We start from the raw sequence: 13,846 nt of genomic DNA, 5'->3' as shown, positions 1-13,846 counted from the left end.
AGTCTTATTTGTTGACTTTAGCAAGGTTATATACAATTTCGATATTATTTTGAATGGCTTTTGATATCCGTTCTTTTCCTTCAGGTTTATTAATGTCGATGCCACAAAATTTACTACCACAAGATTTTGCATGCAGTGCCAGGTAATAGATACCTGCAATTTGCAGTGCCAAAACTGCCCGGATATCAACCGTCGAGTTTTCAAAATCCTTATCTAAAATTGCAAGCAATTCTATCCCCATTTCTTCTCTCTGATCTGCTGCACTCCTCAACATTTTATTCCTCCCTTCTAATCCCCAATGCATGATCTTTTGCTGAGCTTTATCCTTCAATAGGGCTTCAAATTGCCCCTGCAATAGCAGGTTTACTTCTGCTTTCCCGAGCTGATCTGGATTTTCCACGATGCTTTCGATCATTTTTTTTGCTCCCGACTTCCAGAAGTCTTTTTTAATGACATAAGTTTCCACCAGATTATCGAGCGTTCCGAAATAAGTATAAATAAGTTTCCTGTTTAATCCAGCTTCATTGGCAATATTAACAGCGGTAAGACCGGGGTAGCTGTGTTTCTGCAACACTGTGCCTACCGCCTTTACGAGTTTTTCCATGGAGCGGGCTTTTTCACGCAGTGGTCCCGAAGCTACTTTTCTTGATTTTGGCTCCTTACTTTCAATTTCCGTTTTCTTAATTTTTGCCATTATATTCCATGATTGAGAATTTGCAAGTTGTAACTTTTCCATGAAAGATTCAAATACCCAGTCAGATATTGTTTAAAAGCTGTATCTGAGCCAGATTGGGATCCCCTCTGGATTATCGAAAAGTGACCAAATAAGGACTAGGTGGGTTTTATGTTCGTTGGTTTCTACAGCCATCAATAACATAGATATGGTTAAGGTTATGTTGTGCGCCAAAAGAATAATTACCTATAAACAGTATAGAAATGCTGAAGATACAAAGTTGGTTTTATTGGGCTATAATGCATTCGATTCATCTGGCACTCCTAAAGTTATGAATTATGAAGTATTCAAGTTTAATTTCGCTGATTACCTGTTAAAACAGATCAAACACAACTAAGGGATTTGCTGGAGGCAAATGCTTTATACTATGAGCTGTGGTCATTTAGCCTAACTTTTTTAAATTAGCTTGTATATATCCTAATATCTCGTCAAAATCTGGCTGACCCAGATAATAAAGTCCGGAAGTTGCGATATAACGATTCTTAAAATCCTCTCTAATTTTATCATCGGTAAGCAGGAAAGCCTCCTTCTCGGATAATGGTACATAAAGATCTGCTTCTGGAAACCAATCGAGTTTATGATCCAGATAAGCCTGAGTTGTAATAAACTTTTGAATATCATCTCGCTGCAAGAGCCGATAGACATCGTAGTATTGCCTCATAAAGTTCACCTTCGGTCCACCGCTGTCCGCTCCCTGTTCCATCCGGAACTTGGTAACAATAGTCTGGAGTTTTTCGACAAGGGTATACCCGGGATGATAACAGGCAATCTCCATAGCTCGGTTATCAGTCATCTTGAGCTTAACCTCACTTGCCTTATCATACATCCATGAACTGATATGAACATTTTCATTTGGGGTGACCTTGGCAAAGCCAACCTCTAGCAATATCCCATCTTTGATTCCGGGAACAGATCCAAAAAAACCATCATATTTAAGCCTGATCCCTCCATTTCTTCCGTTCTTGTCATCGAATTCAGTGTCACGCACTGCAACTATGCCATCGATACGGATGTATTCTGTAAGCCAATCGAAGAACTTCATTCGATTCTCAACGATGTTTTTGCCGCTGGATTTTGGGTTTTCATTCACCTTTATACCAGTCTGGTCAATAAATGCTTTTGGCGGAGTAATATGTAAATCAATGTCCTCTGAAAATCTGTCGATGATGTTAAACCCCTTCGAAAGTGAGGTCCCGCCTTTGAGCTCAAACTCTAAGCGCAAGTTTTTCATTCCACAAAGCACATGCATGATCCAGTAATCTTTTTCGACAAGGGCCTCAAGTATGCCTTTCTCTGCAGATAATGTACTAATAAGGCTTTTAAAATCCTTTCGTTGATGTAGGAATGCTGTACTCATATATTTGTGCCAGAAGTGGGTTAGGCCGTAGCCAATAGTTTTCTTGTTCTTGGTGTACCATATTTCTCAATAGCATGCCCTAGGGAATGCTTATCTAAGCTCATCGCTTTTTCTAAGGTCTTTTCAAGTATTTTCGGTTGATCTTCTGCTAAGTATTCCAGGTTATTGATTAAATCAACTACCAGAAACTCCTTGGTAGGTTTCGTTGGAAATGCCGATTTTTTTTTAAAAGTGAACAATTTGTTGCCTAGTCTAATATCTCCACTACGAATATGGTTGTAAACGATCTGCTTATTGTACAACTGTGTAGTTCCCACTCCCAAAGCATTAAAGGCGTTGAAGGAAGTAATCAGAAAATTGTCGTTGTCTAAAAATTTCTTGATCAGCAACTGATCCGCAGGCGGTTCAAAACCGAAAGCGTTCTTCTTCGGAAAATGGTATAACCCAGGGCCAACCTTTTTCAAAATACCGTCACCAGTAAGCTCAGAAAGATGTCTGTCGATAGAACTTGACCACTTTTGCAGCTCATCCCTCTTATAGATATTTCCTTTCCTTAAATGGCTTTTTAACTCATCTAATTTTGACATAAAATTTTCCTTTTAAAAACAAAGTTAAGAATTACTAACGATATTTTGCATGATTTTTGACTAAAAATCATGCAAAAGTACTTATAGTAAAAAAATAATAGACAGCAACTTAGCTATTTGTTGAGTTAAATATTGTCGTGCGCATCAGTTTGAGATTATAACTGAGGAGTTCTTATTCTCTTTAATTTTCTTCTTATGTTAGGTAGCCAACCTCTTTAAATACAGTATATTTACACTAGTTGTCAACATTACAGGTTAGATAACCACCGATGATTTTCGAGAATGCTAAAATGTTACTTATCTTTAACAAGTTGCTGATTTGTAGTTTATTGTAATTTGTGTATCGGCAAATAATTGATGATAATTACTACATAATTACCACAGATAATGATAAACAAATATCTTATTGTTAATGAGTTATGTTTGTGTTGGATTTCTCCGCAGGGAAAAGTCAATTTGACCTTGGGAATTCTATTTTTTAAGCTTGAATTTTCAGTTGTTAGCTTTGCAATTAGCTTTTCTTCTTCCGTTTTTTCATTTGGAATAAGGTAGAAGCAGATACCATTAAATTTTATGAAAATGGCAATGGTGCTGCCGGAACCCGTGTGCGTAAAGCGATGCAGGATTTAAAGGGCTTGGCTCAGGAGATCCGTGCTGAAGTGACTGAAAAGAAAAACAGCGCTAAATAATCAGGTAGTGTTTTGGGAAATGAGCCCCGTCTTTTTAGGCAGCGCTTTTTTTGTGCTTGCGCTGAAGCTTTAGTGCGGATATGATCAGACACGCTGGAAACACAGCTTGTTTTACCTGCGCACTCTGGTAAAGGTCTGTCTATCCCAAGTGGTGGATATTTCCCCCGTTCCAATCGATTTGGTCAGGCAGATCAGCGTTTGATCTTTTGCTATGATTTCACTGTAGGTTGCGTGATGTTCTGTGTCTTCGGGCATGATGAGTTTTCCATTTTTAAGGAATGCCTTATAGCTATCACCGCTTTCCCGCTTCTGGAACTTGCCCGTCCAGTCTATAATTGTTGCATAACCGTCTTTAAAGGATATCTCCAAATACCTGGTCGTTTTTTTATCCACCCATAACCCTTCATAATGCTTTTCCGTCTGCTTGAGTTTAGACGACTGTGCCGTATTATTCCCGTTTGCCAGGAAAAGGACCATGAAAAGGATAAAGGAATTGATATAGATTACCATCTGATTGTTCTTTATTAGATTACTGTTGTTTCTCCGACATTATCCATATGAGTTTAGAATATCCTGGGCGTGATGAACCAGACTGCGATAAGTGCGACTAGACCTATAAACAGCAATTTTAGGTGCAGCTTTTTATCAATTGGTGTCTTGCTGATGGAATAACTGATGAGCATCCATATCAGCCATATGATAATGACGACAAAGAGCAGTAAGCCGTAAACCAGACCGGAGAGATCGTAGCCTCCGCCGCCTATACTGCCACCTGAGCCGCCGTCATGTAATACAAGGCTGAGGATGGTGAAGGAGACAACAAGAAAAGATAATTTAAAATTGAATTTGCTGGTGCTGCTCATGGGATAATTTGAAGTTGCATATCGTCTTTACCTGTGTAAATGGAAAGGCGGTTACCAGCCGCATTTCTGCAATATAGCAGACGGCTGGTATCGGCACCATTATTCGTATAGTCGATTTTGGTAATTATTTCTCCATAATAAGCGTCTTTTGGCTGCGCAAGGCAAGTGCCAGTAGAACAAATCAATGAGAGCAGACAGCAGGTTCTTATCATAAGGTTTCCCATAATATTTACCGGACTTAATCGCAATACAGTAGGTCGCCGCTACTCATTTCACCAATGACCTGGTCTGCATATTCCTTCTTGATAATATATATAAATGCTTTAAGATAAGTTTCCTTCTTTTCCTCTTTTATGGTCTGCTGGTCCTTATCAGCAACAATTTTTAAGTTGCTACTATCATCCTCACTTACCACACAATATTTAATTATCCTATCTTTTAATTGCCAGGTATAAATATAAAATGGTTTAATGAAGTCACCCTTGGTTCTAACTGCCTTCCCATATTTGTAGTTCAATAGCTGCACAAATCTTTGAGTTTCTTCCAAAGAAATCTTTCCCGCAACCGCGTTAAAAACCATTAGTCGCCCGGTTATCGTTGTGGCAAAATTGATAGCATTAAATTCAAAATCACCGAATCTTGCAATGACATCTTTGTAGGAAAACATTTGCTGTTTATAGTCAATTCTTACGGGCTGCTCGCTTCCTATAAATTCGCCATCTGAAACAGTGTCTGCGCCAATTACTTCAGATTTTATTTGATAATAATTAGTATAGGTTTTGTACTTGTTTTTGTCCGATACATACGTCGATACCTTGCTGTCCAGGTTAAAGTCTTCCAGTTCTATAGCTGGTTCCCTTTTACAACCTATCAGCAAAAGCGCTAAAAGTAACAATCGATATTGTTTTATCATTTCAATAGGGTTATGTATATTATTTGTATGATTCGTTGCGTAAGAGAATTCATTAATTGTTAGTACCGTATAGTTCGTCAGGAAACAGAAGGCATCGTCGGCAATTTAACTATTATTTGTCTATTCTTTAATATACCGGCAAGACCAGGCGTGTCAGCCGGTTATTAATCAGCCCTCGTGACGTTAGTATAACGTACGCAAATCCCGGATGTTAAAAGGTATCGGGAAGAGGTCGAGAAAATTTTCAGTAGTGGTTTTTATAACGAATAGCTCACTGATACGCGGACGGAATAACGTTTTAATGTAAGCCACCTTATGGCTATCTTTGCCTGGAGATGAAAAAGCAGTACGTTCAGGATACTTTCGGAAATATTGATATTTACTTATTTNGAYCRGWTSSTCAAAGGCACGTATGATGGTTGTCATAATATTTTAGATGCCGGTTGCGGAACAGGCAGAAACCTGATGTACCTGTTGAAAAGCGGAGCAAATGTTTTTGGCGTAGATCAAAGCCCAGAAGCCATAGCGCAATTGAAAATCTATGCACGCGCATTTTCCCAGGTTGATCCGGAAGCGAACTTTATGGTAGCTTCTGTGGAGCAGCTGCCTTTTGAAAATGAAACCTTTGATCTGGTCATCAGTAGTGCTGTATTACATTTTGCAGAAAACCTCAGTCATTTCGAGGCGATGCTGAAGTCCATGTGGGAGGTGCTTAAACCAGGAGGATATTTTTTTTGCAGGCTCGCCTCGGAGATCGGGATTGAATCACTGGTCAGGTTTATAGGAAACGGACGGTACTTGCTTCCAGATGGATCGGAGCGTTTTCTGGTCAACCAGGAGATGCTGCTCAGACTGACCAAAAAGATTGGCGGAGAACTTCRCKMKYCCSWTMWKASCWCTAACGTTCAGAACCTGAGAAGTATGACTACCTGGTGCGTTCGCAAGACGAAAACATTCTGATTTTTGAGTGAGACAGGGGGGATCTTGTGGCGCTGTTCTTTGAAAGGTGTACTGGTTTATTCCAGTTGATGCAGTGCTTGTGCAATAGCTTGGATGCGTATGGATAAGGAAGGTTGTATGATTATTGCCCTAATTAAGTATGCATCAAATTTGATAGAATCTTTATTAGATGATAAGTTTGATAACAAATGTTTTGAGAAAAATTTCTCATTCATAAAAGAAAGTCATTGGGTAATTGGGCTTGTTGCGTCCAAACCGTTCATTCATCTTTCCATATTATTGGAGGAAATTCCTAAAGGATGATTACAAAATACCTAACACAATGATTGAACTCAAACAAGCCCAGCGCAGTTTCTTAATCTATTTATACCCTAGTCTTATTTCAGTTCGTCAAGGACTTTCCCTATTTGAGCATTGATCTGTTGTATTTGTGGTGAATAGCTATTTATACCTTGTTCCGGGTCCTGAGCGATTAGTTCACAAGCTTTTATTCTTAGTCTGCAATATTTGATTAGCATTTGGTTGCGCAGGTGTAACCGGTTAGACAGGTTCATTTTATCTAATTCGGTGATCAATTCAATACCACCGTTCCAGGCTGATTTTCCTTGTTGCAGTGCCCGAAATAATTCTTCCCCCGTACTGTTTTCCTGCTTTCTTAACACTTTTAATGCATTGGTATCGATTTTGTAAAATTCCCGGATCTGCTTCTGATAGGTAACCTTGTCGCTCTTGGCAAGTTTACCGTAAATTACCGCTGAAACAAGAATGACAACGGTTACCGACAATATCGGTGTAAGCCATTTTAACAAGGCTTTGCCGGGTTTTTGCAAAGCCGGGTAATACCCGTATCCGATCATCACGCCTGCAAATAGTCCCCCCAGGTGTGCTGCGTTATCTATTCCGCCTTTAAAACTGCCGTATAATAAATTGTAAGCTACAAAAAGGCCGATATTTGTGAGCAAACCTTTGCGCATGGAACGCTCGATGTGATTTGTGCTTAACAGCGCAAGGAATATCCCATATAACCCGAAGATAGCACCTGAGGCGCCAGCACTCACGGTATTGTCATGCCACCAAAGGCTGATCACACCTGCAAAAATGCCAGCTAGCAGGTATGCTGTGATGAATTTTACCCTTCCCAGAAAAGGTTCTAAAAATAACCCTACAAAAGCAAGCGCATACATATTTAGCAGCAGGTGGATTAAGCCGAAGTGAATAAAGTAACCCGTAATTAATCTCCACCACTGACCCCCGAGTGTATAAATGGTTGCGTTCGCTCCCCATGCGGTCATGCTTGCGGCATCAGGCTCGAATACAGCTACACCCGAATATACCATGATGAGGTAGATTAAAATATTGAGTACAATTAGAATAGGGGTAAAAAAGTAGCCTGTTGCCGGTTTAAAAAAGGATAGCAACCCGCCGAAAAAATGAAATTTCGGCCTGATATCGGGCTTTAAAGTATCTTCGTAAGGGGGAACAAAATCTTTTTTGTAGGTTTTATATTTTTCACGCACTTCATCTTCGTTGATCTCTGATTTCAACTTTTCAAATGAGAAAATAAATGCACGTACCACGGCCTCGCTGCGTCCGTAGTCAGTCGGCAGACTTGATATAGTGACGCATTGCACGATAGCACCAGATACGTCCAGTTTAACAGTGATTTCTCCGTTCCAGGAATGTTCACCATTATCGGTGTAAGCAATGACACCGGCGTCTGAGATAAATCTGATACGCCAGCCAAGATTTTTAACCGTTTCAAATGCAATCACTAAAAACTGCTTATCAGTCAGCTCATTCCTAGATAAGTGTTGCTCAATTTTCATATTCCGTGGTAGTTTTTCTGCCAGCCAGCTCAAAATAACTCCCCGTTTGTTTAATCAGAGGTAATGATGAATTGGTGGTTGTTCGGTTGCCAACTTTGGATCGTGTTTGTGTAAACGACAGGTATTAAAGTCCTGCATTCTATACGTTGGGCGAAATATAATAAATTTTTGGGGCATACCGACCAAGGCTCGCCAGATGCTACTCCGAGCAGAACGGTGGGATCGTCCTCGTATTTATTTTTTATTGAAGGTGATATGTTTCACATAAAAAGGAGAAAAGAAGTTTATCTTAGACAAAAGTTTGAAAGAAAATATACGCAAGAACAGCATGAACGAGGGAATTAACGCCAGAAAGCCAATCTTAATTGCTGGAGTAGTCATTTTAACCATCAGTTTATGCTTTATTTTCCCATTCGAGTATAATAGAACGAACTACATAACAGATCTGAAATTTACTTTTTTATCCTTGGCTGCAGCCATGTTTACATTAATGTTTGGCTTAATGGGCAAGCATTTTTCTAAGGGATTACTTTTTCTGGTCTGCAGTGCCTTATTTAGTTTTATCGCTTGGTTTTTCTTATATCCATCGGAATGGTTCTCACCTATGGTGGCAGTTTGGGCAGGCGTTCCATCAGGGGTTATCGCCGGACTATTATTTATGCTATTCAATTTTGAGTTTATAAAAGATGAAAACCGATATATATTATTCTTTAAAAGGCTGATTTCTTACCTGGTAATCTTAGGTGTCGTTTCTATTCTATTTGACAAAGGTGGAGATTGGATTTTTGATATTTCGGAATATTTTAATTCTAGAAAGTAGCCTGTTCTTTAGCATCTCTGGGGGCATTACAGTTAGACAAATAATTGCTAAAATGCTTTGCAGTCTTCTTGTTGGACACATTTAGCCTCTTGTATAGGCCTAGTGACCAAGATCGTGAATTTGATATGGAATTTGTCAGGATCAGGAATTTAGGACGAAGTTAAATGTTAAGTAAAGCAACAAATTATGACAGTAGATGAAATTTACCAAAACATTGCAAAAAACATAAGCGGCGTTATTAAAGAGGATTGGTAAAATGCCGTCCTACGATTGAAGTACTGGACGGGATGGTCAGCAAACCGGTGTTTATTATGATGCAAAAGGCCATGAAAAGCAATTGGATGTTGAGGAGTTTGATTTCCAATTGACATTCGACATTTTGGAGCTCCACCGCATCACGACAGAAGGCGACGGTAACAAGTGGAACGGGGCAGTTTATGAATCGTCTTCTGACGGCAAATTCAATATGGAGTTTATATGGGATCAGGATTTTCAGGACGAAGTCGAACGTTTAGCAAAAGATTGATTATTACCGTAGATGAGCTCTAGTGGCTGATGTGAACTAAAAGCCTTTATGGGTGAAGTTCTTAAACGAAATCTATTCTGCAGTCTTAATGATATCGCAAATGACTTTATCCAGATCCTTGGCACTTTGAATAATTGCCCGATTCATTGTATCTCGCTCCAATTGATCTGCAAAGAAGCTTTCGTCCTCAAATAGGGAAACGATGCCCATAATATTTGCCAGCGGAGCTCTTATGATGTGCGATTGATGCCAGGCAATGTCCCTTAACTTGTCATTTTGCTGCGAAATCTTATCATCTTTCATCATTGCATCAGTAATATCCTGGATGATAAAGATATAGTGCAACTTATCCCTGGTATGGAAACTACTAGAACTTAGCAAAACTTTAATTTTTCGGTTATTTTTACTTGTGCCGTCAAACTTTTCCTGGTAAAACAATGGCGTTTTTATTTTGAATCCCATTGGGTGTACGGTAATGCCGTCGCTCTTGCTGAACTTGATGTCATGGATCAGGTCGGAAAGTGAAAGATTACTCAGTTTCCCTTGCCCATATTCGAATCTATTACGGGCCCACTTATTGAAATAGGTGATTTTAAGTTTGTCGCTTGTAATCAAGATTCCGATAGGAGCAAGGTTGGATATCTTTCTAAACCGATCTTCACTTTCCTTCAATCCGATCTCGTACTTCTTTCTGATTGTAATATCTTGAGCGCTTAATGTTACGCCAAGAAGGATGCCTTCCTCATCATATACCGGGGTCATCCGGTATTCGAACCAGATTGAAGTATTTTCACTTTCGGCAAGATGCTGAACGGTAACAGACTCGCCATTTATCGCTTTATTGTAAGTGTCCAGGTATAATTGATGATCCGACTCCAGAACGAAATTCGGGTAATACAAGTCGCCAACTTTGATTTCCTGCCCATGGAATTGCTTCAAGACATTCTGGATAGTCTTATTATAGGCGAGAATCTCATGGTTCTTTCCGATAAGGAGGATGCTCTCTGGACTGTTATCCAGTATGGCTTTGATGTAAGAGTTCCGCATACCTGAATCTACAAAATAATCGATAAATATTCCGTTAAAATCTTTGCATGCATTTCTTGGCGACGTCGTTTCTTCCCCCCAGGCCACGTATATCTATACTGGATGGTATCTTATAATTTGTGTATCGGTAAGTAATCACTAAAATAAATACTGTAAGGAGGCAGTTATTTAAGATAAAAAAAATTAATGCTTAGCTATATTCTTCAATCCCAGTTTGCAAGGTTCACATCCCGGATCCAGGTCCAGTGCTTTTTGGAAAGTTGCAGCAGCTTTCTCTTTTGCTCCCGCAAGAGAATATACCTCACCAAGAGTTTTTAGGTTCCATACGGATTTGGGATAAACTTCTGCATTCAGACACAGGACATCAATTGCTTTTTGTAAGTCGCCAACATAATAGTAGGAATATCCCAGCGTAATTAGGGATGACTCATCAAAATTATAGGCTTCGTTATGATCCTTTTTTAGTTCCCGATATTTCTCCCGAGCTTTTACAATTCCCTCATCATTTATTAAAGGAGCAATCGCAAGAGCGATTGGTGTTTTAAGTTTCCATAAAGGTCGATGATGTATGATATTCAATGCAAGGGTAGCCATTCATCTACAGGAACAAAACGATAAAAATTACTCATGAGTACAACAGCCGTTTTTTCTTGCGGAATCATTGTCATGTATGTGGAATAACCAACATCGCTTCCTCCATGGCTAATAAACATCTTTCCTTCGCGCATTTCTGTAAACCAGCCTAAACCCATTCCGCTTTTTGCATCGAATTTATGCTGGGTGCTGAGCATCAGTTGCAAATTTACCTTACTGATAATCTGATGACCATTTACCTTGCCTTCATTCATCAGCATGCCTAGCCATAAGAAAAAAAGCTGAATAAATAAGTTTCGGCAATAATGGCCGCGTTTCGGTTTGTAAGCTAATAACTATTTCTCAATTGCCCCAAGTTCTTTAATGACCGGTGTACCTTCTGAGTTCCGAAAAATGAGTTTAATTTTAGAAAGCCTGGAAGGCCTAGTGAACATTTCGATTCTTTTATGTCCAACCGAACTACCGCCACCAATTGTTTTCCAGTTTTGGCCGTTAAACCCTTCTAAACGATATTCCCGGATTCTTTCCCCTTTTGCGATGTCTTCTTTAATCACCACACCTTTCACAAAGTGCATCTTGCCAAAATCCAGTAAAATCTCGTTGCCGCGTCCAGAGGTTGTTACAATTGGCTGATATTTCACTTTTACTGCATCGCCAAAATCTTTTAGCAATGCTATATCTTTCATTGGGACCAGTCCGCTGCTATCTACTACAATCCCAATTAGCATGTTGGAATTGCGACCTACACTGGTTACATAATTATCCAGGAACTTTTCTTTACTAATCATGTCCTGATTGTCATCAACCCAGAACCACCCACCCTGGAAACCACCAGTTCTCAGTGGAAAATCAGTTTCACCCGGGCACCAGATTTTACCTCCGGGAACACCGGAAAAATCATTCTCCTTAAATCCTTTAGTGGCATCAATACCGTTGGTGGTACTCCAATTGGGATATGGTGCTAATCCATCTTCGTTTCCAATCCACCTTATCAGACTTTTAGCGGAGGCTGGACCCTGAAAGACAACCGCATCAGGCTGGAGTTTTTTAAGCAAAACACCAACATCAGGACCACCTTCACTAACTGGTATCACTCCTCCATCGAACCAAATCTCGAACAACTTCCCATAATTACTCCATAATTCCGTTAGTTGTTGTATTACAATCTTATTATATGTTTTCTGGTCAACTGGTCCGCCCTTTTGAACCACACCGGGATTATCGGCCCATAGATAGCCATTGGTCGATGCACTAGCATAAATGCCCGGACGCAGACCATATTTCTTACAGGACTCGACAAAATCCCTCACCAAATCCCCCTTACCATTTTTCCAGGGACTATTTTTTACACTGTAGTCATGAGCAGCTGTGGGCCATAAGCTAAAACCCGACCCATGCTTTGCTACCAGCACCGCATACTTTGCGCCCCCAGCCTTAGCTGCAGCAATCCACTGATCTGTATTTACTTTCGAAGGATTAAAAACTGATGCTGGAGGATGCGAACCATAAACCCGCCAATTGTAGTCAGGCTTAAAAGTGGGCATATCGAAGTGGAAGATTGCACCAATCTCGGCATCCGACCATTCCTGATGCGCGACAGTTGGCAAAGCTAACTTGCCCTGAGCTGTAACAATAATACTACTGAAGGTAGCAAAGCCAAGCATTGTTGCTTTCAGCAAATGCTTTATCATGGTTTTATTTTTCATTTAGTTGGGTTTGTGACATTATTAGTTTAACCAATAATTTGATGGGGTAGCCACTAATTACAGATGGTGAGCGGTGAGGGAGCATTAACCAAAATACTAATAATTTTTGGTACGGATACAATTTTGCCAGTTTTGAATTAAGACTCCTATGCAAAACAAAATACTTGGTCACCCTCAAAGATCATCAGGTCACAATCAACCTTTAAATTATTTTAGACGTCATTATAATTAAAGACCCCTTAATCAATAAGCAAGAAGAATATAGACTTTGAATATTTGCAACAATAGGAAGGTTGTTGGAATTAACCTAAACCCTTTAATTAGTAATTAAGGTTAGGGGTCAAATAATTGAAAAGTGTTTTTTTGATGCTTGTCAATTGATTTAGTAATATTGTAAATGACACTTTTAGTGTCTTGGATAGGAGTAGGCCCCCTTTGATATGGAATTTATCTGGGATCAGAATTGCAGGATGCATGTTGAACATTTAGCAAAATAAAGAATTATGACAATAGATGAGATTTACCTAAGCATTGCAAAAAACATCACTGATGTAATCAAAGAGGATTGGCAAAGCGCAGTCCTACGACTGGAAGTATTGGATGGAATGGTCAGTAATACTGGTGTTTATTATCAGGAAAAAGGACTTGAAAGGCAATTGGATGTCGAAGAGTTTGATTTCCAATTGACATTCGACATCATGGAACTCCACCACATCACCACTGAAGGTAATGGTGACAAGTGGAATCGCGCAGTTTACACATTGTCTTCCGACGGCAAATTCAATATGGAATTTATATGGGACCAGGATTTACAGGACGAAGTAGAACGTTTAGCAAAAGAATGATTATGATTATAGATGAAATTTATTCAAACATAGCACAAAGCATTTCAAGTGCGATTGAGCATAACACATGGACACAGGCCAGATTAGATATTGAAGTTGTTGCAAATGGAGTTGTTGGTTACACAGGCGTTTATCAGGTTGATAGCACAACCTTTGACCTTTCTGTCAGAAAAATTCCACGGGATATCAGAAATTGGCNCWGKGNWYYATRYGKYATNMWCAACAGATGGTGGTAATAACAAATGGAACAGGGCAATTTTTTCTTTAGCATCCAATGGCAAATTCAATATGGAATTTATTTGGGATCAAGATTTACAGGATGAAATCGAACGTTTAGCAAAACCATAATCTCATAACAGTATATTTACATTAGTTGTCAA

15 protein-coding genes and 1 pseudogene are annotated in these 13,846 nt (G+C 39.4%); 5 read left to right on the top strand and 11 right to left on the bottom strand.

The window, feature by feature from the left end; genetic code table 11:
* Window positions 1-4: 4 nt before the first annotated feature.
* The 3 genes from N824_RS13280 to N824_RS13265 form a co-directional block, all read right to left on the bottom strand.
* Window positions 5-736 carry a TetR/AcrR family transcriptional regulator gene (locus N824_RS13280; RefSeq protein WP_235207113.1) on the bottom strand — a complete coding sequence of 244 codons (732 nt, stop codon included), beginning with the start codon at window positions 734-736 and terminating at the stop codon, window positions 5-7.
* A gap of 379 nt (window positions 737-1,115) precedes the next feature.
* Window positions 1,116-2,090, bottom strand: a complete 975-nt coding sequence (locus N824_RS13270) for a nucleotidyl transferase AbiEii/AbiGii toxin family protein (protein ID WP_048905617.1) — start codon at window positions 2,088-2,090, stop codon at window positions 1,116-1,118.
* Window positions 2,091-2,110: 20 nt separating this feature from the next.
* Window positions 2,111-2,677, bottom strand: a complete 567-nt coding sequence (locus N824_RS13265; protein ID WP_048905616.1) for a hypothetical protein — start codon at window positions 2,675-2,677, stop codon at window positions 2,111-2,113.
* 536 nt (window positions 2,678-3,213) lie between these two features.
* On the opposite strand from N824_RS13265, the gene N824_RS34255 reads away from it, so the two are divergent.
* Window positions 3,214-3,366: a histone H1 gene (locus N824_RS34255; protein ID WP_084498309.1), complete on the top strand. Its 153-nt coding sequence runs from the start codon at window positions 3,214-3,216 to the stop codon at window positions 3,364-3,366.
* Between the two features lie 111 nt (window positions 3,367-3,477).
* On the opposite strand, the gene N824_RS13260 is transcribed toward N824_RS34255, so the two are convergent.
* From N824_RS13260 to N824_RS13245, 3 genes are all read right to left on the bottom strand, one after another.
* On the bottom strand, window positions 3,478-3,876 hold the full coding sequence (locus N824_RS13260; RefSeq protein WP_152542257.1) for a hypothetical protein: 399 nt from the start codon (window positions 3,874-3,876) through the stop codon (window positions 3,478-3,480).
* A 53-nt stretch (window positions 3,877-3,929) separates the two neighbouring features.
* The gene (locus N824_RS13255; protein WP_048905614.1) at window positions 3,930-4,229 is read right to left on the bottom strand and encodes a hypothetical protein; all 300 of its coding nucleotides are present in this window, start codon (window positions 4,227-4,229) and stop codon (window positions 3,930-3,932) included.
* Window positions 4,230-4,467: 238 nt separating this feature from the next.
* Window positions 4,468-5,142, bottom strand: a complete 675-nt coding sequence (locus tag N824_RS13245; protein ID WP_048905612.1) for a hypothetical protein — start codon at window positions 5,140-5,142, stop codon at window positions 4,468-4,470.
* Between the two features lie 465 nt (window positions 5,143-5,607).
* On the opposite strand from N824_RS13245, the pseudogene N824_RS13240 reads away from it, so the two are divergent.
* Window positions 5,608-6,102: pseudogene (locus N824_RS13240) on the top strand (class I SAM-dependent methyltransferase).
* Between the two features lie 377 nt (window positions 6,103-6,479).
* On the opposite strand, the gene N824_RS13230 reads toward N824_RS13240, so the two are convergent.
* The gene (locus tag N824_RS13230; protein ID WP_048905610.1) at window positions 6,480-7,928 is read right to left on the bottom strand and encodes a rhomboid family intramembrane serine protease; all 1,449 of its coding nucleotides are present in this window, start codon (window positions 7,926-7,928) and stop codon (window positions 6,480-6,482) included.
* Window positions 7,929-8,229: 301 nt separating this feature from the next.
* Between N824_RS13230 and N824_RS13225 the strand changes: the two genes are divergently transcribed.
* Together N824_RS13225 and N824_RS31305 are read left to right on the top strand one after the other, a co-directional pair.
* A complete protein-coding gene (locus N824_RS13225) occupies window positions 8,230-8,748 on the top strand; it encodes a hypothetical protein (RefSeq protein WP_152542254.1) in 519 nt (172 codons plus the stop codon).
* 364 nt (window positions 8,749-9,112) lie between these two features.
* Window positions 9,113-9,274: a hypothetical protein gene (locus N824_RS31305; RefSeq protein ID WP_161662313.1), complete on the top strand. Its 162-nt coding sequence runs from the start codon at window positions 9,113-9,115 to the stop codon at window positions 9,272-9,274.
* Window positions 9,275-9,346: 72 nt separating this feature from the next.
* On the opposite strand, the gene N824_RS13215 is transcribed toward N824_RS31305, so the two are convergent.
* The 4 genes from N824_RS13215 to N824_RS13200 form a co-directional block, all read right to left on the bottom strand.
* Window positions 9,347-10,408 carry a PAS domain-containing protein gene (locus N824_RS13215; protein ID WP_048905607.1) on the bottom strand — a complete coding sequence of 354 codons (1,062 nt, stop codon included), beginning with the start codon at window positions 10,406-10,408 and terminating at the stop codon, window positions 9,347-9,349.
* Between the two features lie 96 nt (window positions 10,409-10,504).
* On the bottom strand, window positions 10,505-10,915 hold the full coding sequence (locus N824_RS13210) for a lipopolysaccharide assembly protein LapB (RefSeq protein WP_048905606.1): 411 nt from the start codon (window positions 10,913-10,915) through the stop codon (window positions 10,505-10,507).
* Window positions 10,897-11,175, bottom strand: a complete 279-nt coding sequence (locus N824_RS13205; protein ID WP_048905605.1) for a serine hydrolase — start codon at window positions 11,173-11,175, stop codon at window positions 10,897-10,899. Before N824_RS13205 ends, N824_RS13210 begins: the two co-directional genes overlap by 19 nt.
* 75 nt (window positions 11,176-11,250) lie before the next feature.
* Window positions 11,251-12,621: an alpha-L-fucosidase gene (locus N824_RS13200; RefSeq protein WP_200869878.1), complete on the bottom strand. Its 1,371-nt coding sequence runs from the start codon at window positions 12,619-12,621 to the stop codon at window positions 11,251-11,253.
* 503 nt (window positions 12,622-13,124) lie between these two features.
* Here N824_RS13200 and N824_RS13195 point away from each other — a divergent pair.
* Window positions 13,125-13,466, top strand: a complete 342-nt coding sequence (locus N824_RS13195; RefSeq protein ID WP_048905604.1) for an immunity protein YezG family protein — start codon at window positions 13,125-13,127, stop codon at window positions 13,464-13,466.
* Window positions 13,467-13,846: the final 380 nt, after the last annotated feature.

Origin of the sequence: Pedobacter sp. V48, from assembly GCF_000523515.1 — a bacterium.
GTDB lineage: Bacteria > Bacteroidota > Bacteroidia > Sphingobacteriales > Sphingobacteriaceae > Pedobacter.
Note: the sequence above shows the minus strand (reverse complement) of the source record. Positions and strands in the feature narration are given on the sequence as shown.